We start from the raw sequence: 21,281 nt of genomic DNA, 5'->3' as shown, positions 1-21,281 counted from the left end.
TTATATAGCTTAAATGAGATTCATTGTACTTTTATGCCTATTCTTTTGCAGTACTTCACTGCTTGCACAAAACAAAGGAAAAATAAGAGGTATTCTTTACTCTTCTGAAAAGGAAGCACTGGAGAAAGCCACCGTAGCTATATTACACGCTCAGGATTCCACGGTTCTATCTTATTCCCTATCCAATGAAAACGGAAAATTCAGTTTCATTAAATTACCGGTCAATCAAAACCTGATCTTGTATATCAGTCATATCAATGCAACAGCAGAATACATAAATTTCAATCTGTCAAATGAAGAGGAATATGATTTCAAAGAGATTACCTTATCACCCACAAGCCTGGAAGAAGTCGTCATAGAAATGACCCCTCCCATACGGATGAATAAAGACACCTTAGAATACAATGCTAAGTATTTCAAAACCCGTCCAAATGCCAATGTGGAAGAATTATTACAAAAATTACCGGGTCTTCAGGTCAATTTAGATGGCTCCATTTACTATCAAGGAAAAGCGGTACAATCGGTCCGCTTGAATAATAAGGATTTCTTCAACGAGGATATGACGATTGCAACGCGGAACCTGGATGCATCCATGATCGACAAAGTACAGGTGTTTCGCGAGAAGGGGGAGAGCAAGCAGGTCGTATTGGACGATTCCGACCTTCCCGTTATCATCAACCTAAAGACGAAACGAGAATTTGTAAAAGCCCAATTCGGTAAGTTCTACGGAGGCGGGGGTACGCGCGACCGATATGAGGCAGGGGCATTGGTAAACACGTTTAGAGATACCCTTCAGATTAGTTTTATCGGATATGCCAATAACCTGAGCCGCAAAGGGTTTGATTACAGCGAGCTCAGCCAACAGGGAGGATTTGGAAGGGCAGAGAATAATTCTTCTTCCTACTCCTATTACGGAGGCTTACAGAACAATCTCTCCGGGGCAGTGAACATCAATTACGATATCGCCAAAAAATTAAAGACCAATTTTTTATATTCTTTTGAACAACAGAATGATTATACGCGGAATACGGGTAACAATCAAAATTTCTATAACGACACAACTATAAATGGTACAAATTTTTCAAACGCAACATACAAAGACTACAGGCATAAAATAAGAGCATTTGCGCGTTATCATATCGATACCACGTCATTTATTTCCTATGATTTGAATCTGAATTTAAGTAAAAGAACTTCCGACGGAAGCAATGAAAACAGTAGCTTTCAAAATGAATCCACGCCAGTCCACATCGGAAATAGTGCTAACAACAACCTAAATAATTCTCCATCTTTAAGACACAACTTCAGATACGAGAAGAAATTTTCGAACAAATGGGTATTATCCCTCAGCAACGATGTAAATGTAAGCAATAGCAAAGGGGATCGAAACAACCTCTCGTATGGACGCTATTATCTTTTCGGTGACAGCGTTATCGACCAACACATAAATGAGATCGAACGTTCGAATACACAGCGGATCGGGAATACACTAAATCTTCAAGTTCCTTACAAAAAAATATTCACCACCGATATTTATGCCAAATATAATATAGAGATGGAAGACCAGACAGAGGATATCTATTCCAAAATAAATTCGGATTATTTCGAGGATAAAGAAGACATCACCAACGACAAGAAAATGAATGCAGATGCTGCTTTTCTGGGAACAAAAGTTAATTATCGGATTTCCAAGAGAATCAGGGGATCGATTGGTGTAGAATGGCTCAACATGGATCGTCGATATAACTTCTACGAAAAAAATGAAGACATCCAAAAGATCCAAAATTATTGGCTTCCGAACATGTCCTTAAATGTATACGACTTGAATCTTTCCTACTCAAAAGCCGTGAACCTCCCCTCCTTCTATCGGTTTATTGCGGTCAATTCCGATCTCTACCCCACAAGATTATCGTATGCGAGCCCCTATTTTGACAACGAGATCCAGGAGAACTTGCGCATACAATATTTCAAGCATTTTCAAAAATTAAAGCTTAACCTTTCCTTTTATGGCAACTACACTTTAGTTGACAAATCAATTGGCTATAGTAACACCTATGATGTAGAAACCTCGACCTCCACCTCACAGTATTATCAGGCCGATGGTGTAGATCGATTCAGCATGGGGGGAAATTTCCGTAAAGAAATCATTCAACATAAAACCTGGAACATCTACGTCAATGGCAATTATAATTTTTACAGCTACCCTTCCATTGGCACAACAAATGGCATAGAAAATAAAAGTACCCCAACTAACATTTCAGGAAATCAAACATTGAATATTTCGTGGAACAACAAAGTTTCTTTGAGTCCAAGCTACAATTTTAACGCCTCCAAAAGCACAAACTCTTCCGATGACCCCAGCTTTAGAGATATACAAACAACTACACACGATTTCGGTGCAGGGCTACGATTAAGCGACATCCACAAAATAACCTTTGAAACCTCTTATAATATAAAAAATCAACCCTCCAGTATTGATAATGCCCGAAGAAATATTCATCTCGTAAATGCGTCTGTTTACTATCCTGTAATGGGCAAGGGAGAATTGAAATTAACGGTTTTCGATCTATTGAACCAGAATCAGAACGTTTACCGGTATAGTAGCAGCAATTACATTGGATATGGCGAGCAGCTTACTCAAAAACAGTATTTCATGCTGGGATTTGTTTATAAATTTCTAACTTCATCGGATAAAAACAAAAAGTAAACTGCATTGTTTTTCAAACATTAGTCTATACATAAACTATGGCATTCTTAGATTATTATAACGTACTCGGCTTAGACAAATCGGCTTCACAGGATGATATCAAAAAGGCTTATCGAAAGCTGGCACGTAAATACCATCCCGATCTAAATCCTAATGATGAGGAGGCCAAGAAAAAATTTCAGGAAATAAACGAGGCAAACGAAGTCCTCACGGATCCCGAGAAGCGGAAGAAATATGACCAATATGGTGAAAATTGGAAACATGGGGAAGAATATCAAAAAGCCCAACAGCAGTATTCGCGCCAAGGACGAGGAGGTACACAGAATCCGTTCGAGGGATTCGATTTTGACTATAGTGGCAATTATGATACCGGAGAATATTCTGATTTCTTTGAACAGATGTTTGGTTCCCGTTTTGGGGGTGGACGCAAAAGTGCTTTCCGTGGACAGGATTTGAATGCCGAAGTAACCATCACGTTGAAAGAGGCTTCGGTAACACATCAGCGTACCTTTACCGTAAACGGGAAAAACATCCGCATCACCATTCCAGCAGGTATCCAAAATGGACAGAAAATACGTCTAAAAGGTCAGGGAGCTGCAGGGGTTAACGGCGGTCCCAAAGGAGATCTCTACATCACATTTACCGTTGCCGCAGACCCACGATTCCAACGTAAAGGAGATGATCTATACACCAAACTGGAACTCGATTTATATACCGCCTTATTGGGTGGTAATGCGCTAGTAAATTCGCTAAATGGGCAGATCAATGTAAAAATAAAACCTGAAACACAAAATGGAACCAAAATCCGTCTCAAAGAGAAAGGTTTTCCCGTGTATAAACAGGAGGAGAGATTTGGCGATTTATATGCAGAGATCAATATCAAAAACCCAAAGAACCTCAGTGAGGAAGAGAAAAATCTATTCCAGCAATTGAGCGATTTAAGAAAATAAAATCATGGAAAGAACACTGGTTAAAATAATAGATGTCTGTCGGTCCTATCGGATAGAAAGCACGTTTGTCCGGGATCTGCATGAAAATGGCCTGATAGAACTTGTTTCCGTAGAAGAAGAAGAATTTATATATGAAGAGCAGCTTACTCGACTGGAACAGTATTCAACATGGCACTACGATCTGGAATTAAATTTACAGGGGATTGAAGTTGTCCGACATTTGTTAGATCGCATCGAACAACTTCAGGTGGAAATCCGCAGTCTGGAGAATCGTACGTTATAAGCCTGGCAATGTTACTGTTGCTGCTGTTGTTGTTGCATTTCAAGATAGCGCTGATATAAATTCGATTTTTCTACTCCCTGTTTATCGGTTGTGACACTCACATAGGCAGGTTCGATCGGTTCTGCTGTTTTTTCCTTTGTATTTTCATTCGTTATAATTACAGATACCGTCAACGTATGTGCCGACGGCCCCTTATAAGTACCCTTAACCGGTGTACAGTCTTTGAAATCACGTCCATAAGCTATTTTAATATGCCTATCACTCACCCAACAATTGTTCGTGGGATCAATACCTCTCCATCCAACGGATGGAATATACACTTCTACCCAGGCATGCGTAGCCCCTTCCCCTCTCATCTCACTGTTGCTTGGACAAATATATCCGGAAATATAACGTGATGGTATATCCTGCATGCGCAGCATCGTAATCAGTAAGTGTGCAAAATCCTGACACACCCCAGCCCGAAGCTTCCAGATTTCATCTACCGTACTCTCTACGGTCGTTACACCTTGCCGATACGTGAAATTCGTATAGATATACGTCGACAACATACGAACAACATCGACAATATGCATCTCCTTTAAGACGTAGTCGTCAAAAATTGCATTAACCTCCGCTTTGCAATTAATATTTTCCAGATAGAGAAAATCAATATACGGAAATTCCCATTTTTTCAGTTCGAGATCGGCCCATTGCTCCAACACCGAAACCTCAGCAATAGGCTCCGTAGAAGCAAAGGTGAATACCTCCATATCCGCTCGTATTTCCAACGAGCGATGTGGCCCCACTATGGTAAACACACCTACTTCATTTCCGAAGTAATCCGAAAAAACATCTATATTAACCTTGGGTGAAACTGATATCTGATGCTTCAATATTTGCTGCATATCGTCAGACTTCGGAGATAATATAAATTGATTGGCACTATCCGTCACATCCGACGGATATACATACCTGGTCAGATGTACGACACTATATTTTGACATTGCTGTATTTGCTAAATTGTTAAAAATTAATTTATAATCCCGAAATAGTCTCTATTAATCACTTTTGACAAGTTATAATAATTCCGTTGAATCGTATTCAGGAACTGTAATTTATGATCGATATGCTCTGGAAGCTGGTTATACTTAATAAATGAAAATGACTTCCCTATCTCGAAGTTAAGTCCTTTCGTATGCAGATCCACTTCATCCTGCTCCATGAAATTAGCAAATGACTCGATTTGATCCCAATTGTAGAACAGGGAATTCGGGAAATTATTCTTATACAGAATCTGATTAAGTACCGACTGTGGCTCAAGGCTCCCTACATTTTCACTCAGGTAGGTTTCATAACCATTCAACGCAATGAGTAGGTACCGCCAACGCTGATCTTCTTCGCGCCCTTCCGTATGGATATTCTGCTCCAATTCGGTTTTAAGCAAGTCTACGATCTGCATTCCGCGTTCGATCAATTTCCCCAGACTCAGAAAACAATAAGCTTCCCCCCTGTTCATCGAACTATCGATCACACCATAATAATACATAGTCTGTTTGATAAGCTGATCCAGTACGCTTATAGGATCAAAGATCAACTGCTGACTCAATTGGCTATCCCGCACCAGGTGATAATAATCATTCAAAGACTGCCATAATTCCCTATTGATGTGATCCTGAGCACTGCGTGCATTTTCACGTGCACGGAAAACATTATTCAAGATTGAAAAATTGGAATTTCCATCAAAGATCAATGTTTTTAAAATCGTGTAACTAGACATATTTTCAGCCTCCCTGATACCGAATTGATGCGCTGTTTGCTCCCAGGATCGCACCGGCAGTCCGTCTTGATGCGCGATATACAAGGTTTTCAACACCCTCAGGCTTATATTCGTCCGTTCCATATAACGGCTCATCCAAAAAAGATTTTCGGCAACTCGACTTAACATATGTTTAAAATTTAGTTCAATCCACTATCCACGTATCCTTACTGCCGCCACCCTGCGAAGAGTTGACCACAATAGATCCATCCTTTAAAGCTACTCTGGTCAGTCCGCCCGGAACAATTTTGATTCCGTCCGGTCCATAAAGCGCAAAAGGCCGGAGATCAACCCGACGGGGCTGTAGTTTTCCATCAATATAACAAGGCGCTGCCGACAACTTGATAATCGGTTGCGAGATAAACTGCCTTGGGTTTTTCTCTATTTCGCAAATGTATTCCGCTATCTCCTGATCCGATGCGTTGTCACCTATCAGCATGCCATAGCCACCGCTTTCGTTCGTCTTCTTCACGACCATGTTACGAATATTCTGCACCGTATATTTTCGCTGGTCTTCATTTTCCATTCTGTAGGTAGGTACAGACTTGAGAATGGGCTCTTCATTTAGGTAATATCGGATCATATCAGGCACATAGGTATAGATTGCCTTGTCATCTGCCACGCCATTACCCATTGCATTGACGATATTTACGGTACCTTTCCGGTAAGCGTGATACAGACCGGGCACGCCCAACATACTATCCGACCGAAATACCAGTGGATCAATGAAATCATCATCTACACGACGGTATATAACATCTACTTTTTTCAGGCCTTTGGTTGTTCGCATATAAACGATATGATTCTGCACCACGAGGTCACGACCCTCGACCAGCTCAATTCCCATCAATCTTGCCAGTGTAGTATGCTCAAAATAAGCAGAATTGAATATACCCGGAGTCAACAATACAACCGTCGGTCTTGTACTTAAATGCGACCCCAAGCTTACTAAATTCTTCACTAAAATATCTGGATAATGTGCAACTTGACGCACCTTATTTTCAGGCAGGATATTCGGAAAAATACGATAGCTCATCTTTCGATTTTCCAGCATGTAGCTCACACCCGAAGGCGTCCGAAGATTGTCCTCCAGCACATAGTACGTTCCGTCGTAGTCCCTGATGAGGTCTATGCCACTTATATGAGTATAAATATCGAACGGCACGTTGACATTTACCATTTCGCGCAAATAATTGGGACAGGAGAAAATTAAACTGGAGGGAACGATACCGTCTTTTAAAATAAATTGCTGATGATAAATGTCCTTTAGAAAAATATTGAGCGCCTTAAGCCTTTGCCGAATTCCCGATTCAATATATTCCCACTCTGCAGCCTCTATAATTCGAGGAATCATATCAAAAGGGAATATTTTTTCAATTCCTTCTCCATCAGAATACACGGTAAACGTAATACCTTGCGTCATAAAAAGCTTTTTAGCCATTTCATTACGCAGTTCCATGGAGTTCACATCCAATTTTCCGAAAGAGGAAACAAATTTTTTATAATGCTGGCGGATTACACCATTCATCATCTCATCATAGACGCCGTCTATCGGCTTATAACTATCAAGCAAATGGTCAATCATAACAATTAGTTTAATTTCTCTTAAAATTAAAGAATAATTGTTAACAAATCAATATAAAAATTATAATTTTATTACATTTTTAATAAAAAAACAAAAAAAAACAAACACTTTAAGCGTAAAAAAAACAACATTTCATAGATATATAAAATATAACATCAAAAAAAACACGATTTGAACCAAAATAACCCTATTAAACTCAAAAAAAGTATTGTATAGTTAATTTTCGACGACTATTTCCGAGCTCCAGATCTCCTTTCCCTGAAGTGTAGTATAGGTTAAGGTATAGTTTCCCCTACATATTTTGAAGGCTCCTAGACGAAGACCGGGATTTATTACGGTGTAATATATCAATTTTTCATCTTCCGTTGAGCCACTTGAAACTCTCAATATCATGTATTCATTTCTGTTCGAAATGAGCTTTGGGATTTCATACTCGTAATAGAACATTTCATCGTCGTTGGGACAGCTTAATACTGTTTTCATTGGAAAGAAGGACGAAGAATACTGCAAAAATGCATTTTCTGCAACGATACTTTCTATATCCTGAAGATTGGAATCCCTGCTTTTTGGTAAGACATATATCATACTTAAGTATCGTTCAGACCATAGCTCATCCGACACGGGGATGACGGCATGATACACCCTTGCTTGATTTAGCGTTAAAGTTTCGTAAAACCATCTACCGCCTGCCCGTGTTTTCATTCGCGCCAGCCTACTGAGGTCCAGTAAATCGTCTTTACCCGATTTTTGTATCCCATGATTATTAATCATGGCCAGCAGGTCATACTTGGCATTTTCATTGTCAATTCTACTACTGAATAAAGTAGAATAAGCCTTACTGCTATAGCCTAAGCTTTTTAGAATTTTTCGAGATTCACGCGATAGTTTGGCTGTATTCACCGGAGGCTTGTTGTGCTGCCAGACCTTATCTACCATAAAATCAGCTCCTACATTAACAGTAAGTTTTCGGTCGAGACTTACAAATTGATCGTCGCCTTTTACAATATATCCATTCTTTACGAAATCATAAGATTTACATCCGGATAACGCTGCTATGATTAAAAGAAAAGCTAGTTTTCGCATTCTTATTTTTTGAAAGAAGGTCTTAATAAGACTTAACTCGAGATTTTGTTATGAGATGTATCGAAGAATGATATTTTAAATTGTCATCCTGAACGAAGTGAAGGATCTAAAGCCATTGATTTACTCCAGCATTTAGATCCTTCATCGAGGTTTGGGAAATACTCTCCAAACAATATTATTCCTCTTAAGATTTAATAAAATTACCGCCTTTTAATCCCTTCACTTCTATGACCCCGCCTCCGAGCATAAAAGTCAGATCAGCGGAAACAGAATATTGCGTAACCACACCTTTTCCATCAAGAATACCCGGGGCCCATTTTCCATATTTTTGGATAATCTCTACAAGGTTCTTTCCTACACCTGGATACGGTTCTTCCAGAATTTTAAAATTTGAAGGCGTACCATCTTTAGCGATTTCAAAATATACATCTACTTTTCCACCTTCCTTTTTTGAAATCATTTCTTTAGGATAAATTAACCATTCGCTGATATTTTTCTGAAAAGCTGCCATTCCACCTCGAGGTTCAGGCATTACCTCTACCCGGGTATGATTCTTAATAATCTTACCGTCTCGATCAAATTTAACTCCTACCGCTGTTCGGGAATCAATCGGTTGTCCGTCTTTAAGTGCGGGCTTCCACTTACTTTTAGAGATGATACGTACCGCTTCATTAAAAAAACTCTGTTCAAGCTCGTCTGCCCGGGATGAGAATTGATCCGGTTTACCTTCCTTATTTACGACAAAACGCACATACATATAGGGATCTTTATCTGCTGAGGTAATCGCTCTTGGCAGTTGATATTCCTGTGCAAACCATTCCATAAATTTTGCTCTTCCCAGCTCAGGTTCAGCCAGCACATCCGGTTTAACATCCTCCTGAGCGGATCCCATATGCGTTAAATCCAGTCGGATCGGAAGCGTAAAAGCTACACGAACTTTACGCCCATTTTGGATACCTGGACTCCATTTTTCAGATTTTTTCAGCATTTCTACTGCTGCCTCTCCCGTCCCATGGGAAAGATCTCTAACGATCTTTAGATTAGAAAGGATTCCATCTTTTTCTACAATAAATGAAATCTGAATAGTTCCCTTTGCTTCAGCATCTATAGCTGCTTGAGGATACCTATAATTATCTGCTATCCATTTTCGAAATGCAGCCATTCCACCCGGAGGCTCGGGCGTTACCTCAACAGCGGTGAATATCTCGTTTCCTACAGTATCTTCCTGTATTAATACTTCGTTTGTCAGTTGCTGTATAATCGACTCCTCCTCCCGAGGCCCCTGTATCTCCGCTGGGTTTTTCGATTCACCAAATGCTTCAGATGGCTGCCCCTCGCCACCAGGTAACAAAGGTACCGCCACATCCGCCACCTTGTTTTCAAATTCAGCTACGATATTTTTGGCTTTCGAAGTGTTGAAGATCAACGTCGATCCCAATACTACCAAAATAACAGGCAGCACAGATAGATACAGGTATTTATGTTTCGTTTTTGATTTATTCTTAAATAACATCATGATTCTTTTCTTTAAAAATGAATGATTGGAAAACTCATTCGTTAGATGCAGCTGATCTACATTCATCGCATGAGCCACTAATAGTTCGGCATAAGCCACCTTATCCTCCGAACAGATTTCATCCGCAATACACTCGTGCTGGAATTTTAATTCTTTTTGGTAGAAATACAAAACGGGATTGAACCAATTGAACAGTCTCACCAACTCTACCAATACAATATCGTAGGTATGCCCCTGTTTCACGTGAACCTGCTCATGCGAGAGAACCGTCGAGTTATCTGTCAGGTGCCTTCCCAGGAAAATCTTATTAAAAAAGGAAAAGCTCAGCCACTCCTGTTCGCTTCGCATGATCGACCGGAGTCGGTATAGCCGATGCAACAGCGAGAATCCGAATGCAAGGACACCTAAGCCATACAGGGGTGCAAGAAAATCCATTAAATAATAATTACTTTCCTGCACTCCAAACGTCATGACATCGACATCCATCATCATATGCAGATCAATGGTTGGAAGCGTCTGCTCTAACATACTATTGGACGACATATCGACAAATAAACCTATAGGTATAAGCAAAGAAATAATCAATGCTCCCAGCAAATAGCACCTATTCCACTGGAAAAAAGTAAGTTTTTTGAAGAACAAGCTATATAACGTATAGCAGACAATCAATGAGATGTTAACTAAAATTAAATACACCATAATGTTAAAGTTTATAAGGTGGTTAACCTATTTATGCTTTTTTAAAATCGCAAGGATATCATCCAATTCTTTGACATCCAACTTATTGTCTTCTAAGAAAAAAGACAGCATACGCTTGGGTGAATTATCAAAATAATTGTTCAGCAGTTTATCCGTTATCAATTTTTTATATTCCTCTTTGTGTATTTTCGGGACATAACGATGGCTTTTCCCGAATGCTTGATGTTCTACGAAACCCTTGGTCTCTAGAATACGTACTATAGTAGATACAGTATTATAAGCCGGCTTGGGTTCCGGTAAACGTTCGATGACTTCCTTAACGAAGCCCCCTCCCATTTCCCAAAGCTCGTGCATAATCTGCTCCTCGGCTTTTGTTAGTTCTTTAATTTCGTGCATAACTCTGTTTATTACATGTTAGACAATATTGCCTATAATCGATTACATAAACGAAGTTAAAACTAAAAATTTAGTTACACAACTATTTTTTTAGTTTATTTTCAGAATAGATGGTTATCTAACTGAAAATAAATAAGATAAATTCCTTCAATCATTAATACACACTATAAAAACCTCATTATGTGCGTCACTCCAGTCGCCATCTTCTATCTTTCTTCTTGGTTGCCTGCCTTTTTTTACGATCTAACCGCTCCAATATCTTGGCTTTAGACATTTTAGTTGGCACACGTTTCTTTATTGGCTTGAGTACATCCTTAACTAACCTCATCAGTTTTTCAACAGCGAGCTCTTTATTCTCAAGTTGGCTTCTACTCTCTGACGATTCCACAGCGAGTATTCCCAATACATTTATCCGGCTGGACAATCGTTGCTTCACAATCGACTTTTGTACATCGGTCAACAATTTAGATCCATCCACAGACCAGAGCGCAGTGACCTTAGACTCGACCTTGTTCACGTTCTGCCCTCCAGGCCCGCTCGAGCGGGAAGTTTTGAAGGTTAATTCCGAAACCAATCCATCCTTGTGTATCATACCGCAAATTTAGGAAAACTTTTCAGGCTCGGAACCCCAATCTCCAAAGATGCTATGGTCAGTAAATTCTTAAACCGTTTACCCCTATACCCCTGAATTGGCCAACCAACTCCTTTAGCGCGACATCCGCCTCCGACGGCAGGACAGATCGCGCCTCCAACAAGATATTTAACATTGTCAAAAAGCTGCTCGGCATTGACGACAAAACAAATGACATCATTAGCGCGATAAAAGGCAGTGTCGGAAAGACATCTGGCATTGACAACAAAACAAACGACATCGTCAGCGCGATAAAAGGCAGCGTCGGAAAGACATCTGGCATTGACAACAAAACAAACGGCATCGTCAGCGAGATAAAAGGCAGTGCCGGAAAGACATCTGGCATCGACAACAAAACAAACGACATCGTCAGCGCGATAAAAGGCAGTGTCGGGAACACTTTTGGCATCGACAACAAAACAAATGGCACCATCAGCGAGATAAAAGGCAGTGCCGGAAAGACATCTCGCATTGACAATAAGAAAAACGGCATCGACATTGAGACAATGTCAATGCCAAACGGTAAGTACACACTTACATCAAAAAACCTTCCTGAATCGACAAAAAATACACATTTTTAAACTTTTCACATCTCGAAGGTGTATATTTCGGCAAAAAAAACATGCCCCTTGCGGAAAGTTTGGCCGAATTACACCCCTACTTTCAAATAGCACCGTTCTTATATTTGAGCCATCATTTATTAAAAAATTGAAATTATGGCAAAACCAGTACTATCATCCAAAACAAGAACTGCAGCAACGCTTATGCAGTATGCTGAAAATGTACTAACAAAGACCACTGAAAACGTGGACCTATTCCCCGATCCAATCCCAACATTATCAGAACTTGCAGCTGGGATACAGGCGTACCGCATCAGTCTAACCGAAGCGGCCTTTCGGGATATGCGGCAAGTGGAATTGAAAAACGAGCAAATGGACAAATTGAAAAAACTACTCTACAATCTTTCATTGTATGTTCAGACCATTGCTCAGGGAAATGCTGCAATCATACTAGCGGCAGGTTTTATCCCAAGCAAAACCTCACGCAACACCGCAACGCGCTCGCCCAAACCGACAGATTTTAGGGTAGAGATACCACAAACAGGGTTATGCACGGTTAACATGCGTGTCAAACCCTGGAGCCCAGCACGTTTTTATCGGTTCGAATACCGAAAAACAGGGATAGAAAGCGACTGGATAGAAACTCTCACAGGTAAGCCCAGCATCCTGATCAAAGACTTGGAACGCCTTCAAGAATACGAATTTAGGGTTACTTATTTAGGCACTGATCCTACGCCTAATTACGGTGACGTGATACGCTGCCATGTGGTATAAACAATTAAGGAATAGCCACCAACAGGAACCGGGGTATAGTCGATTCTGTCTTTCTTTTTGCTTACCGGTTCCTTTTTACGATTAAGGAAGCGTTCCAACACGTTGCGACTTCTTCCACACTTAATTTTTTACCCGTTTCTTCGATAATACCATCGGTAGTTTCCCTAATTAATTCTCCGGGATGAGCTGAATTGAACATCGTCATAATTTTCTTATGAATGATAATCGATATAAATTTGCTTCGGATACCAAGTGCAATCTTTACAAATGATGACAAATTAATCCGGTCATTAAAAGATAATCCTAAATCGGCACATTTTCGGAGATCTCCATATGTTCTGCGATCCATTTCAGCACGTCGACAGCTTCCTGACGGTGCGCCTTGACCGCAAATATACGGACCTCGATCTGATAACGGTAATCCTTATCAAAGGCCAGCAATACGGGATACATCCACATCGGGCCGACTGTAGTTGTGGGATAGGCATAGGCGACTTCCAGGGTATTATTCGTGCGTGTCTCGCTTGCAAAACCCGGCCACAGCTTTCCTTCCAGATCCAGCAGTTCAAAGGCATCCAGCAGATACGCTTCCACCATATAAACGCCGTCAAATCTATGGTAGGGATTCTTATAACGCTTTGCAGGTTTTACAACGACAGGCTGCATCGGGTCGCCCGGCGGCCCTTCTGGCTCTTGGAGTAAGATATCTTGCTGGATATGCCATTTGATCGAGTCATTGAAGACACCGCAGGACATGACAATGTTACCGCGCTGATAATGGTTAACATTGGGCGTGGTATAGCCTGGGTTTGGTTCCCCTCCCAGATTCTCAATAAAAAATGCATTGATTACGTTCAACGCCTGTATATGATCGATCTTGACAAAGCCCTGCGGAACAAAACCGGTCAGGAAACCATCGGGATCGGGCATGTACAAATGGAGAAAATCTTCTAGCTGTGGGACCTGTGTCTTTCCGGACACAGATAGCAGCAGGGATAGTAGTAGGATAATATTTCTTTTCATCGCAAAAACATGGCATTTATACAAACAGCTCTAAATCGGCGCGTTTTCAGAGATCTCCATATGTTCTGCGATCCATTTCAGCACGTCGACAGCTTCCTGACGGTGCGCATTAACCGTAAATATACGGACCTCGATTTTATAACGGTAATCCTTATCAAAGGCCAATAATACAGGATACATCCACATCGGGCTGACAGTCGGATAGGCATAGGCAACCTGCAGGCTACTGTTTGTACGTGTCTCACTTGCCATACCCGGCCACAGCTTTCCTTCAAGATTCAGCAGTGCAAAGGCATCCACCAGATACGTTTCCACCATATAAACGCCGTCAAATCTATGGTAGGGATTCTTATAACGCTTTGCAGGCTTTACAACGACAGGCTGCATCGGGTCGTCCGGTAGCCCTTCTGGCTCTTGGGGTAGTATATCCTGCTGGATATGCCATTTAATCGAGTCATTAAAGACACCGCAGGACATGACAATATTGCCCCGCTGATAGTAATTCACATTAGGTGTAGTATAACCGGGGATTGCATTACGTCCCGATTTTTCCATAAAAAATGCATCAATTACGCCGAGTGCCTGTATGTGGTCGATCTTGACAAAGCCTTGCGGAACAAAACCGGTCAGGAAACCATCGGGATCGGGCTTATACAAATGGAGAAAATCTTCTAGCTGTGGGACCTGTGCCTTTCCGGACACCAATAGCGATAGGAATAATAGGGTGATAATATTTCTTTTCATCTTGATGTAATTTATATTCTTTTAATGTTAGGATTCACAGTCCACTTCCTCGGAAGAGACATTCTTATCTGCTGTAAGGTTTAATTTATCAAACGTCTGGACATAGCCATGTTCGTCCCGTTCGCCTTTATATAATGTAATGGCGTCTCCAAAATGGTCAAGCAAAAATGTTAGTCTATGCTCGGCGGTCTCCAGTTCCCCGTTTAAATATTCTTGATAACTTGTCAACGATGCCTGTAGATTGGTTAAATAGCTACTGGTCGAGATTCCGAATGTCTTGTTAATCAGTTTATTGATATCTGAGATCGTAATTGCATAAAATTCATTATTACCAATTTCAACTACATCGGTGTAGCTTTCCTGAAAAATAATCTTTTGCAGTTCGACTGAATGTGGGTGAGTTGCTACCATATGTGCTTCAAATCCAATCACAAATATGTCCCGAATTGAGTGAGGCATACCTCCAGGATGACTATGCGTAGCATGGATCGTATACCCCTGCACTGCGTTCCAGCTAAAAGGCACGTTGACGTTCGTTGGATCATTATTGTTGTAAATCGGAGATATTGTAGTCTCATCGCGTTTATAAATGTCTTTTATCGTCACGTTATACCCTGCCTCCACAGCTTTACCATCTGCACCTACCGCATTATTGACCGAATCAAGTTTTAGCTTATCACGCATCGCAACAGCCAACCGGCCCTTTGTCAGGCAGTCATCCCGGTTAATGGGGTCGCCCGGCCCGGGCCCGGCCCCGCTACTGCTTACAGCCACTCCATTACTAAAGCCACCTCCGCCGGATCCGCTCGAGCAACCACCTGTGTTAAAGGTCTCTGTATTCCAGATAGTGGTATAGTTAGCAATAGTCATCAGACCAATATCCATACCGTAAATGGCAAATCCGGTCAGATTAGATCCTATTTGGCCTACTGCCCCGGAACTGCTATATCGCTGGGTACTGTACGATATTTCAAAATCCGGGTAAACTATCTGTATTTTGCATTGTTTATCTGTACCTTCAAAAATATCCTCATAAGGATACAAAATCAACGGATTTTCGTCCGTGGTATCCGTAAAGGGAATATTCAGATATTCTGTGATCACATTGTCTACGACCTCTGCAAGGCGGGTAGGGCTGAGATTATTATTAAGATATAAAATATGTCCACTAAAATCGTCGCCCAACACATCGTAGAATTGGATAAAGTTACTTGGATAGACCGGTATTTCCCGATCGACCATCCGGGCCATAACCAACTGCTCGTCCGGATGGTAATCCCGGAAACTGATCAGAATACCGTCTTTTTCATAGGTATGCTGAAAAACAGCTACTCGATATCCTTTGGGAGACATATCTTCCATTACAGATGAGTTTATTTCTTCACGCATTATCATAGGAACCAGTATGGCGGGATACCCATCTATCATATGTTCTTCGACGGCATAGTCCCAATAAAATTTTGCATAAACTGAATCCGCCATATTATCCGTGATATCGGATAGATCCACCGGATTTGAAGACGCAATCTTGACTATACGCTGAGAAAATGTGGTCTTCAATGATTTTTTTAAAAATCTTTGCGCTTCGTTGATACTAAGAACTTTTCCCGGAGGAAGATTTTGTGGATTATTTCTTGTAAAAAGATCCCGCTTACAGGAAAACAAAAATAATAGTGCTGTAAAAATTAATATATACTTCATAATTTCAGTTAATAAATATTTCAATAAGAAATACCCCCATCATCAATCCCGCCGTGATTTCCCACCAAATAAATTTGGCAAGATCAACTACCGGCATCATTTATCTCACCGTTCGTATTATTAATAATACGAACGAAAGAACAAAAGTCACTAATGGAAAATTATTTTTTTTCTTCTTTCTTATTTTACGACTAAACACAGAAGTCTGTCTCAGTGGCAAATAAGACAAGATGAAGAAATATTTGTCAGTTATCCGTATAATTTCTGACGTTAGGTTAAAAGGTTGACTGTTTAAATCAACGTATCTGTGCTCAATGTCAGACACTTGATGTTCCAACGGAAAAGGCATTAAAGTTAAAAAAGAGACAGTTAGGACACAACACAACTACGTTTACGGAGCGGGGGAGCTAATAAACTATTGAAACCGTGCACAAAAAGAGAGGAAAGCCCCTCACCAAACAGACTAAAAGCTGTTATGGGAGGGCATATCTATTTTTTCTCCTTAAACTTCTGCACTTCTGATTCTAATAAACCAACCTGTTTCTCTAGGGATTGAATAGTTTTCTCCTGTGTAGAGATTACCATTTTAAGAGCATTGATAACCGCGTGACTTTCGGCACTTTCTTCATAATGATCGGTCTTGTCTCGAGCTGTAGTTGCCGCCTCACACAACATCTCTCCTTTGCCTGACAATAACCATTCAGAAGAATATTGGGGATAATTTTCAATTAATTTAACCAACCATTTACTTTGTATATCTGTTCCGTTTGCCAACGCACGTGAAAAAACACCCTTACTGGCGCCTATTGCAGCTTCAAGTGCGGTTACACTGATACCTTCGTGATCTGAAATCACTTTAATTCTCTTCAAAACAGAACTCATAAACGAAAATTATATTCAAAATTTTTGTTTTGATGAAAAATAGTTCTTAAATTAGCGCTATGGAAGATAATTATTTTTAAAACTATTATTCAAACTTACAAGCATGAAAAATACACAAAAGAAATTAAAAGCGAAACATTTTCGGTATTTAAGCAAGGAGCATATAAAAAATCCGGACAGTTTCCTTAGCGAAATCGTACACCAATGGGGCCTCAATTGGTCCAGTAATTTCAATTACCTAATCAATAGTTCGCTATACCCTCCCATGCGTATCGCACTGGATTATAATTACGGTTTCATTTTCATGCAGATGAAGCAGATGATTGAAATTGCATTTGTTATAATAGAGAAGTGCCAGATAGACCCGACCTCGAAGGATAAGTTATTCCAGCATTTGGGCAAAGAGACTTTCGAAGCTGAAATAGAAGATCAAATCATCCTCCCTACAAAGCTGCTAAGTGATTTCTGCGGGTACAAATCATTGAAGGATTGGTACGAGGTGACTGACAACTTATTATTGGCAAGAGACATTACCGATACTGAGGAGGCCATACTCGATTTCAACGTGGAATATATCGCTATCCGGGATCTTTTGGTAAAACTACCCCAAGCATTACTACATATCCACAACAAAGGAGGAATACAACATTATATATCAAAATAAATGGCGGCTAAATGAAAACAAGCAATAAAAAAATTAGCAGGAAACATCTTAGACATCTCAATAAAAAGGAAAGAAAACAACCTTTGATTGTCCTTAAAGATCTATATGAAGATAAAACTGATTTTCAAGATTTTAGAACACAGGTGGAGCTACTGCTGTTAGGTGGGATAGATGGTCGACTACGCCGTAATGGATTTGAATATCAGCTTGTTGGAAATCGACTAAAAAAGCAAATTGAAGTTGCTTACATTTTATATATCGAAGCCGATATCAAAAATAATGCAAATTACAGTCCTCACATAGACAATATAAAAGAAATGTATAGCATCTTGAAACGCGGGACGATTTACAATATCAGCGAAGCTTTGTTTCTTTTCTTCGGATATCAGTCATTAAAAGGTTGGAGAAACGAAATAGACGATCTGGTATCAAATGCTTCTCTTGGACTCAAGAATTATCATCATAGGATGAATGATGACGCTCTTATCCTTTACAACTATACGATGGCATTAGTAAATTCTTTACATCAAATATATCAAGAGGAAGGACTGATTTTGGAGTTAGAACTTCCGGTCTATATAAAGCCCGTCAACACAAATAGGGCCGAATAAGAAATCGATTATATAAAATTAAATGATGAAAAAGCTAGAACAAACCGACTTGGACGATATCATCTTCCGGCTCACAAGTACATACCTAATCGACCAGATATTCCTGTGGACTTTCGGATGGGAAGATCAAGCAAGATATATGCTTCAAATCCTGATGCATAAAGGCGGTGGGCAAACATTTACCGATGCAAATATCTATATGGGCACAGTGGTCAAAGAATATGACAGTATAGATTACGTAGTCTGCTACCCACATGAGATACAAAAAAAAATTAAGCAGGGGCTAGGAAGAGCGACACTAATCTGTCAACCCGAAAATCTTGTCTATGAACACCCCAAGGCACATGAAAAGATCAAGATCCCCGATCTGGATGTTGGAAATGTTTTAGCGATAAACGAGCAGTATCTCCAAAAGGAGATAAAAAAGATATCCGCCTTTTTGGAGGGGTATAGTTTTTATCTGAATAACGCAAATTTTCAGCATGCAGCTTTTATGCTACATCAAGTCGTAGAGTTGGCTTATCGGGCTGCAGAACACCTTTTGGTGGGAGACGAGAGAAGGACGCATTGCCTCAAGACGCATCAAAATTATTTGGCAAAATACAGTACTCAGCTCGGAAACCTCTTTCGTGCCCCTGAGCAAAGCCATATCATCGATAAGCTAGATAAGGCGTATTCCTCCGTTCGATACGACCAAGATTTTAAAATAAAAAGGAAACACTTAGAATCCGCGTATCAGCTCACAGGTACGATGCTTACATGGCTCACCGACTACAGTTCTTTTCTTCTTCAGGAAATCAAGGAAAAGCTCAGCCCCAAACATCAACTATTCATTAACCCGATAAACAAAATAGAAATGAAAACAATCATCAACACCGACCATCGAGATTTAATCCTCAATGCGATTGAAACCTACTGTACGCCCACTGTCGTAGCTTGCTTCGGACATCGCCAACAGTCTGATCAATACATTAACCTAATTGACGATCAACAAGATCATCAAGTGATACACCACTACTACCTGTTTACAGTTTATTCCGAAAATCAAATTAAAACACCACTACAGAACTTACAAAACGCGGTTGAGCAACTCCTGCCGGAATATATACGCATCACCGTTCTAGTCTTTGAGCACGAACACTTTCAAAAGCAGTGTGATAAATCAAACACCTTTTATACCACTCTACTACAACAGAGCGACCTTTGGCATGAAGATCAACAACATAATATCACATTGCCTGATAATCTGCAAATAGCACCTAAAAATCTGAACCAGCAGAAAATTTTGTGGATGAAAACACACCGAAATGCTGAACACCTTTATCACGCTCATACCGAAGATCTGTATTTTGGGTCCGAAGAGGTTGCTTGCTACGGCCTAGCACTCGCTCTTGAACAAGCCTGCCTCGGCCTAATGAGGGTCTTTTGGCAGTTTCAGCCACAGAGCACTAATTTGAACTATTTAATGCAACTCTGTAACTTGGTCTGCCCCAAAGCCACATCTGTATTCGTGTTGGATCACCCCGGCCAATCTGCTATTTTCAAACTCTTAGTCGACGCCCAACAGCAGTTCCGACACGCTCCCAATTACCGCACACAGGGACAGCATTTAGAGGCTTTGGCAGAACGGGTAAAGCAGTTTATTGAGATTGCCCACAGTGCAGTAGAGATACACTTCGCCGAAGAAACCAATAACATAGAACATTCCGAAAGTAAGCAACAGCCAGAGACAACGGAAATACTTTGCGCTTGATAAACTCAGTAATTAATGACTAAAGAAAACAAAGAAGAAATGTTATCTATCGAGCCAGCTTTCTAGAATTATAGCCATCATCGCATTGCAACGAGCTATATTTGTTTCAAAAGCTGTTATTTCTGCTGCCTTCTGGACATAAGGTGCCTCGGTCAATTCCGAAGCACCATTTTCCAACATGTCGCTTAGCGTATCCCGGGTTACTTCCAAATGAAATTGCAAACCGATGACATGATCACCGTATGAAAATGCCTGATTGTTATTCGCTTCCGACGAAAGTAGGTTAAGACTACCGTGAGGAATTTCAAACTGGTCGCCATGCCAATGAAAAACCGTTGGTTGACCCCTAAACAGATCATAAAACCAAGCAAGCTGTTTGCCTTCTTCGGTTGGTTTCACAGGAAACCAACCGATTTCCCTATGCGGTGCTCGGTAGACTTTAGCTCCAAGATTATCCGCTAACAATTGCGCGCCTAAACAGATTCCCAATACTTTCTTTCCTGATTCAATGCAATCCGTAATAAACTGCTTTTCCTCAAGCAACCAAGGATATTGACCAACATCGTACACCCCCATAGGCCCGCCCATAATAATTAACACATCTATTGCCTCTACAGCGGGTAAATCGTAACCCGTTTCATAAAAACGAGTTGATGAAACGGTACACTCGCTTTCTTTTAACCATGTTTCTATATAGCCCAATCCTTCAAAAGACACATGCTGTAAGTAATGTACGTTCATCTATTGTGTTTTATCTTCACCCAAACTTAGATAAAGTTACGTCAATATGCAATACGATTAACATCGATATGTGAATACGGTACGCGTAAAATTTTGCAAAATTATGGCAATTCGTTTGACATACTGTTGGGTAAATAATCCGTAATTTGTGCCAGTTTTATATCAGAGAACAAAAAACAT

General features: G+C 40.3%; 21 protein-coding genes. 7 read left to right on the top strand and 14 right to left on the bottom strand.

Going from position 1 to position 21,281, the window contains the following annotated elements:
* Positions 1–13 precede the first annotated feature (13 nt).
* From FAZ15_RS08690 to FAZ15_RS08680, 3 genes are read left to right on the top strand one after another with little or no spacing between them, the layout of a single operon-like run.
* Positions 14–2,707, top strand: coding sequence for a peptidase associated domain and porin domain-containing protein (locus FAZ15_RS08690; protein WP_136900922.1), 2,694 nt, complete (start codon positions 14–16; stop codon positions 2,705–2,707).
* A gap of 38 nt (positions 2,708–2,745) precedes the next feature.
* A complete protein-coding gene (locus FAZ15_RS08685; protein WP_136900921.1) occupies positions 2,746–3,657 on the top strand; it encodes a DnaJ C-terminal domain-containing protein in 912 nt (303 codons plus the stop codon).
* Positions 3,658–3,661: 4 nt separating this feature from the next.
* Entirely contained in the window at positions 3,662–3,940 is a 279-nt protein-coding gene (locus FAZ15_RS08680; RefSeq protein ID WP_136900920.1) for a chaperone modulator CbpM, read from the top strand.
* Positions 3,941–3,951: 11 nt separating this feature from the next.
* On the opposite strand, the gene FAZ15_RS08675 is transcribed toward FAZ15_RS08680, so the two are convergent.
* The 8 genes from FAZ15_RS08675 to FAZ15_RS08640 all read right to left on the bottom strand — a co-directional run bounded on the left by FAZ15_RS08675 (position 3,952) and on the right by FAZ15_RS08640 (position 12,147).
* Positions 3,952–4,926, bottom strand: coding sequence for a transglutaminase family protein (locus FAZ15_RS08675; RefSeq protein ID WP_136900919.1), 975 nt, complete (start codon positions 4,924–4,926; stop codon positions 3,952–3,954).
* A gap of 26 nt (positions 4,927–4,952) precedes the next feature.
* A complete protein-coding gene (locus FAZ15_RS08670) occupies positions 4,953–5,867 on the bottom strand; it encodes an alpha-E domain-containing protein (RefSeq protein ID WP_136900918.1) in 915 nt (304 codons plus the stop codon).
* A gap of 16 nt (positions 5,868–5,883) precedes the next feature.
* Complete coding sequence (locus FAZ15_RS08665) at positions 5,884–7,323, bottom strand: circularly permuted type 2 ATP-grasp protein (RefSeq protein ID WP_136900917.1); 1,440 nt, start codon at positions 7,321–7,323, stop codon at positions 5,884–5,886.
* Positions 7,324–7,539: 216 nt separating this feature from the next.
* Complete coding sequence (locus tag FAZ15_RS08660; protein WP_136900916.1) at positions 7,540–8,406, bottom strand: hypothetical protein; 867 nt, start codon at positions 8,404–8,406, stop codon at positions 7,540–7,542.
* Between the two features lie 184 nt (positions 8,407–8,590).
* Entirely contained in the window at positions 8,591–10,621 is a 2,031-nt protein-coding gene (locus FAZ15_RS08655; RefSeq protein ID WP_136900915.1) for a M56 family metallopeptidase, read from the bottom strand.
* Between the two features lie 27 nt (positions 10,622–10,648).
* Positions 10,649–11,017: a BlaI/MecI/CopY family transcriptional regulator gene (locus FAZ15_RS08650; RefSeq protein WP_136819573.1), complete on the bottom strand. Its 369-nt coding sequence runs from the start codon at positions 11,015–11,017 to the stop codon at positions 10,649–10,651.
* 187 nt (positions 11,018–11,204) lie between these two features.
* Positions 11,205–11,609: an alternative ribosome rescue aminoacyl-tRNA hydrolase ArfB gene (arfB, locus tag FAZ15_RS08645; protein WP_136900914.1), complete on the bottom strand. Its 405-nt coding sequence runs from the start codon at positions 11,607–11,609 to the stop codon at positions 11,205–11,207.
* Between the two features lie 58 nt (positions 11,610–11,667).
* Positions 11,668–12,147 (bottom strand): hypothetical protein, encoded by a 480-nt coding sequence (locus FAZ15_RS08640; RefSeq protein ID WP_136900913.1) that lies wholly within the window; start codon positions 12,145–12,147, stop codon positions 11,668–11,670.
* Between the two features lie 217 nt (positions 12,148–12,364).
* On the opposite strand from FAZ15_RS08640, the gene FAZ15_RS08635 reads away from it, so the two are divergent.
* Positions 12,365–12,982 carry a hypothetical protein gene (locus tag FAZ15_RS08635; protein WP_136900912.1) on the top strand — a complete coding sequence of 206 codons (618 nt, stop codon included), beginning with the start codon at positions 12,365–12,367 and terminating at the stop codon, positions 12,980–12,982.
* Positions 12,983–13,043: 61 nt separating this feature from the next.
* Here FAZ15_RS08635 and FAZ15_RS22465 read toward each other — a convergent pair whose 3' ends face one another.
* The 5 genes from FAZ15_RS22465 to FAZ15_RS08615 form a co-directional block, all read right to left on the bottom strand.
* On the bottom strand, positions 13,044–13,181 hold the full coding sequence (locus FAZ15_RS22465; protein ID WP_238387202.1) for a hypothetical protein: 138 nt from the start codon (positions 13,179–13,181) through the stop codon (positions 13,044–13,046).
* A 104-nt stretch (positions 13,182–13,285) separates the two neighbouring features.
* The gene (locus tag FAZ15_RS08630; RefSeq protein ID WP_136900911.1) at positions 13,286–14,005 is read right to left on the bottom strand and encodes a hypothetical protein; all 720 of its coding nucleotides are present in this window, start codon (positions 14,003–14,005) and stop codon (positions 13,286–13,288) included.
* Positions 14,006–14,035: 30 nt separating this feature from the next.
* Complete coding sequence (locus FAZ15_RS08625) at positions 14,036–14,749, bottom strand: hypothetical protein (RefSeq protein WP_136900910.1); 714 nt, start codon at positions 14,747–14,749, stop codon at positions 14,036–14,038.
* A gap of 27 nt (positions 14,750–14,776) precedes the next feature.
* Positions 14,777–16,450: a hypothetical protein gene (locus tag FAZ15_RS08620; protein WP_136900909.1), complete on the bottom strand. Its 1,674-nt coding sequence runs from the start codon at positions 16,448–16,450 to the stop codon at positions 14,777–14,779.
* 489 nt (positions 16,451–16,939) lie between these two features.
* A complete protein-coding gene (locus FAZ15_RS08615; RefSeq protein WP_136900908.1) occupies positions 16,940–17,332 on the bottom strand; it encodes a hypothetical protein in 393 nt (130 codons plus the stop codon).
* Positions 17,333–17,435: 103 nt separating this feature from the next.
* Here FAZ15_RS08615 and FAZ15_RS08610 point away from each other — a divergent pair, with 103 nt between their 5' ends.
* Genes FAZ15_RS08610 through FAZ15_RS08600 form a run of 3 tightly spaced genes read left to right on the top strand, consistent with a single transcriptional unit; the run spans position 17,436 to position 20,360 of the window.
* Positions 17,436–17,996 (top strand): protein kinase family protein, encoded by a 561-nt coding sequence (locus FAZ15_RS08610; protein ID WP_136900907.1) that lies wholly within the window; start codon positions 17,436–17,438, stop codon positions 17,994–17,996.
* A gap of 11 nt (positions 17,997–18,007) precedes the next feature.
* Positions 18,008–18,607, top strand: a complete 600-nt coding sequence (locus tag FAZ15_RS08605; RefSeq protein ID WP_136900906.1) for a hypothetical protein — start codon at positions 18,008–18,010, stop codon at positions 18,605–18,607.
* Between the two features lie 22 nt (positions 18,608–18,629).
* Positions 18,630–20,360 carry a HEPN domain-containing protein gene (locus FAZ15_RS08600; RefSeq protein WP_136900905.1) on the top strand — a complete coding sequence of 577 codons (1,731 nt, stop codon included), beginning with the start codon at positions 18,630–18,632 and terminating at the stop codon, positions 20,358–20,360.
* Positions 20,361–20,402: 42 nt separating this feature from the next.
* Here the strand turns inward: FAZ15_RS08600 and FAZ15_RS08595 are convergent, their stop codons facing one another.
* Positions 20,403–21,101, bottom strand: a complete 699-nt coding sequence (locus tag FAZ15_RS08595) for a type 1 glutamine amidotransferase (protein ID WP_136900904.1) — start codon at positions 21,099–21,101, stop codon at positions 20,403–20,405.
* Between the last annotated feature and the right edge of the window lie 180 nt (positions 21,102–21,281).

The sequence above is a fragment of the Sphingobacterium olei genome (assembly GCF_005048855.1).
Lineage (GTDB): Bacteria > Bacteroidota > Bacteroidia > Sphingobacteriales > Sphingobacteriaceae > Sphingobacterium > Sphingobacterium olei.
The sequence above is the reverse complement of the archived record's forward strand: the minus strand, read 5'-3'. Positions and strand labels throughout refer to the sequence as shown.

What these genes read in the sequence shown, in the direction of transcription:
- FAZ15_RS08690 (WP_136900922.1), top strand. Translation starts at nt 14, where the DNA reads ATGAGATTCATTGTACTTTTATGCCTATTCTTTTGCAGTACTTCACTG.
- FAZ15_RS08685 (WP_136900921.1), top strand. Translation starts at nt 2,746, where the DNA reads ATGGCATTCTTAGATTATTATAACGTACTCGGCTTAGACAAATCGGCT.
- FAZ15_RS08680 (WP_136900920.1), top strand. Translation starts at nt 3,662, where the DNA reads ATGGAAAGAACACTGGTTAAAATAATAGATGTCTGTCGGTCCTATCGG.
- FAZ15_RS08675 (WP_136900919.1), bottom strand. Translation starts at nt 4,926, where the DNA reads ATGTCAAAATATAGTGTCGTACATCTGACCAGGTATGTATATCCGTCG.
- FAZ15_RS08670 (WP_136900918.1), bottom strand. Translation starts at nt 5,867, where the DNA reads ATGTTAAGTCGAGTTGCCGAAAATCTTTTTTGGATGAGCCGTTATATG.
- FAZ15_RS08665 (WP_136900917.1), bottom strand. Translation starts at nt 7,323, where the DNA reads ATGATTGACCATTTGCTTGATAGTTATAAGCCGATAGACGGCGTCTAT.
- FAZ15_RS08660 (WP_136900916.1), bottom strand. Translation starts at nt 8,406, where the DNA reads ATGCGAAAACTAGCTTTTCTTTTAATCATAGCAGCGTTATCCGGATGT.
- FAZ15_RS08655 (WP_136900915.1), bottom strand. Translation starts at nt 10,621, where the DNA reads ATGGTGTATTTAATTTTAGTTAACATCTCATTGATTGTCTGCTATACG.
- FAZ15_RS08650 (WP_136819573.1), bottom strand. Translation starts at nt 11,017, where the DNA reads ATGCACGAAATTAAAGAACTAACAAAAGCCGAGGAGCAGATTATGCAC.
- arfB (WP_136900914.1), bottom strand. Translation starts at nt 11,609, where the DNA reads ATGATACACAAGGATGGATTGGTTTCGGAATTAACCTTCAAAACTTCC.
- FAZ15_RS08640 (WP_136900913.1), bottom strand. Translation starts at nt 12,147, where the DNA reads ATGTCGATGCCGTTTTTCTTATTGTCAATGCGAGATGTCTTTCCGGCA.
- FAZ15_RS08635 (WP_136900912.1), top strand. Translation starts at nt 12,365, where the DNA reads ATGGCAAAACCAGTACTATCATCCAAAACAAGAACTGCAGCAACGCTT.
- FAZ15_RS22465 (WP_238387202.1), bottom strand. Translation starts at nt 13,181, where the DNA reads ATGTTCAATTCAGCTCATCCCGGAGAATTAATTAGGGAAACTACCGAT.
- FAZ15_RS08630 (WP_136900911.1), bottom strand. Translation starts at nt 14,005, where the DNA reads ATGAAAAGAAATATTATCCTACTACTATCCCTGCTGCTATCTGTGTCC.
- FAZ15_RS08625 (WP_136900910.1), bottom strand. Translation starts at nt 14,749, where the DNA reads ATGAAAAGAAATATTATCACCCTATTATTCCTATCGCTATTGGTGTCC.
- FAZ15_RS08620 (WP_136900909.1), bottom strand. Translation starts at nt 16,450, where the DNA reads ATGAAGTATATATTAATTTTTACAGCACTATTATTTTTGTTTTCCTGT.
- FAZ15_RS08615 (WP_136900908.1), bottom strand. Translation starts at nt 17,332, where the DNA reads ATGAGTTCTGTTTTGAAGAGAATTAAAGTGATTTCAGATCACGAAGGT.
- FAZ15_RS08610 (WP_136900907.1), top strand. Translation starts at nt 17,436, where the DNA reads ATGAAAAATACACAAAAGAAATTAAAAGCGAAACATTTTCGGTATTTA.
- FAZ15_RS08605 (WP_136900906.1), top strand. Translation starts at nt 18,008, where the DNA reads ATGAAAACAAGCAATAAAAAAATTAGCAGGAAACATCTTAGACATCTC.
- FAZ15_RS08600 (WP_136900905.1), top strand. Translation starts at nt 18,630, where the DNA reads ATGATGAAAAAGCTAGAACAAACCGACTTGGACGATATCATCTTCCGG.
- FAZ15_RS08595 (WP_136900904.1), bottom strand. Translation starts at nt 21,101, where the DNA reads ATGAACGTACATTACTTACAGCATGTGTCTTTTGAAGGATTGGGCTAT.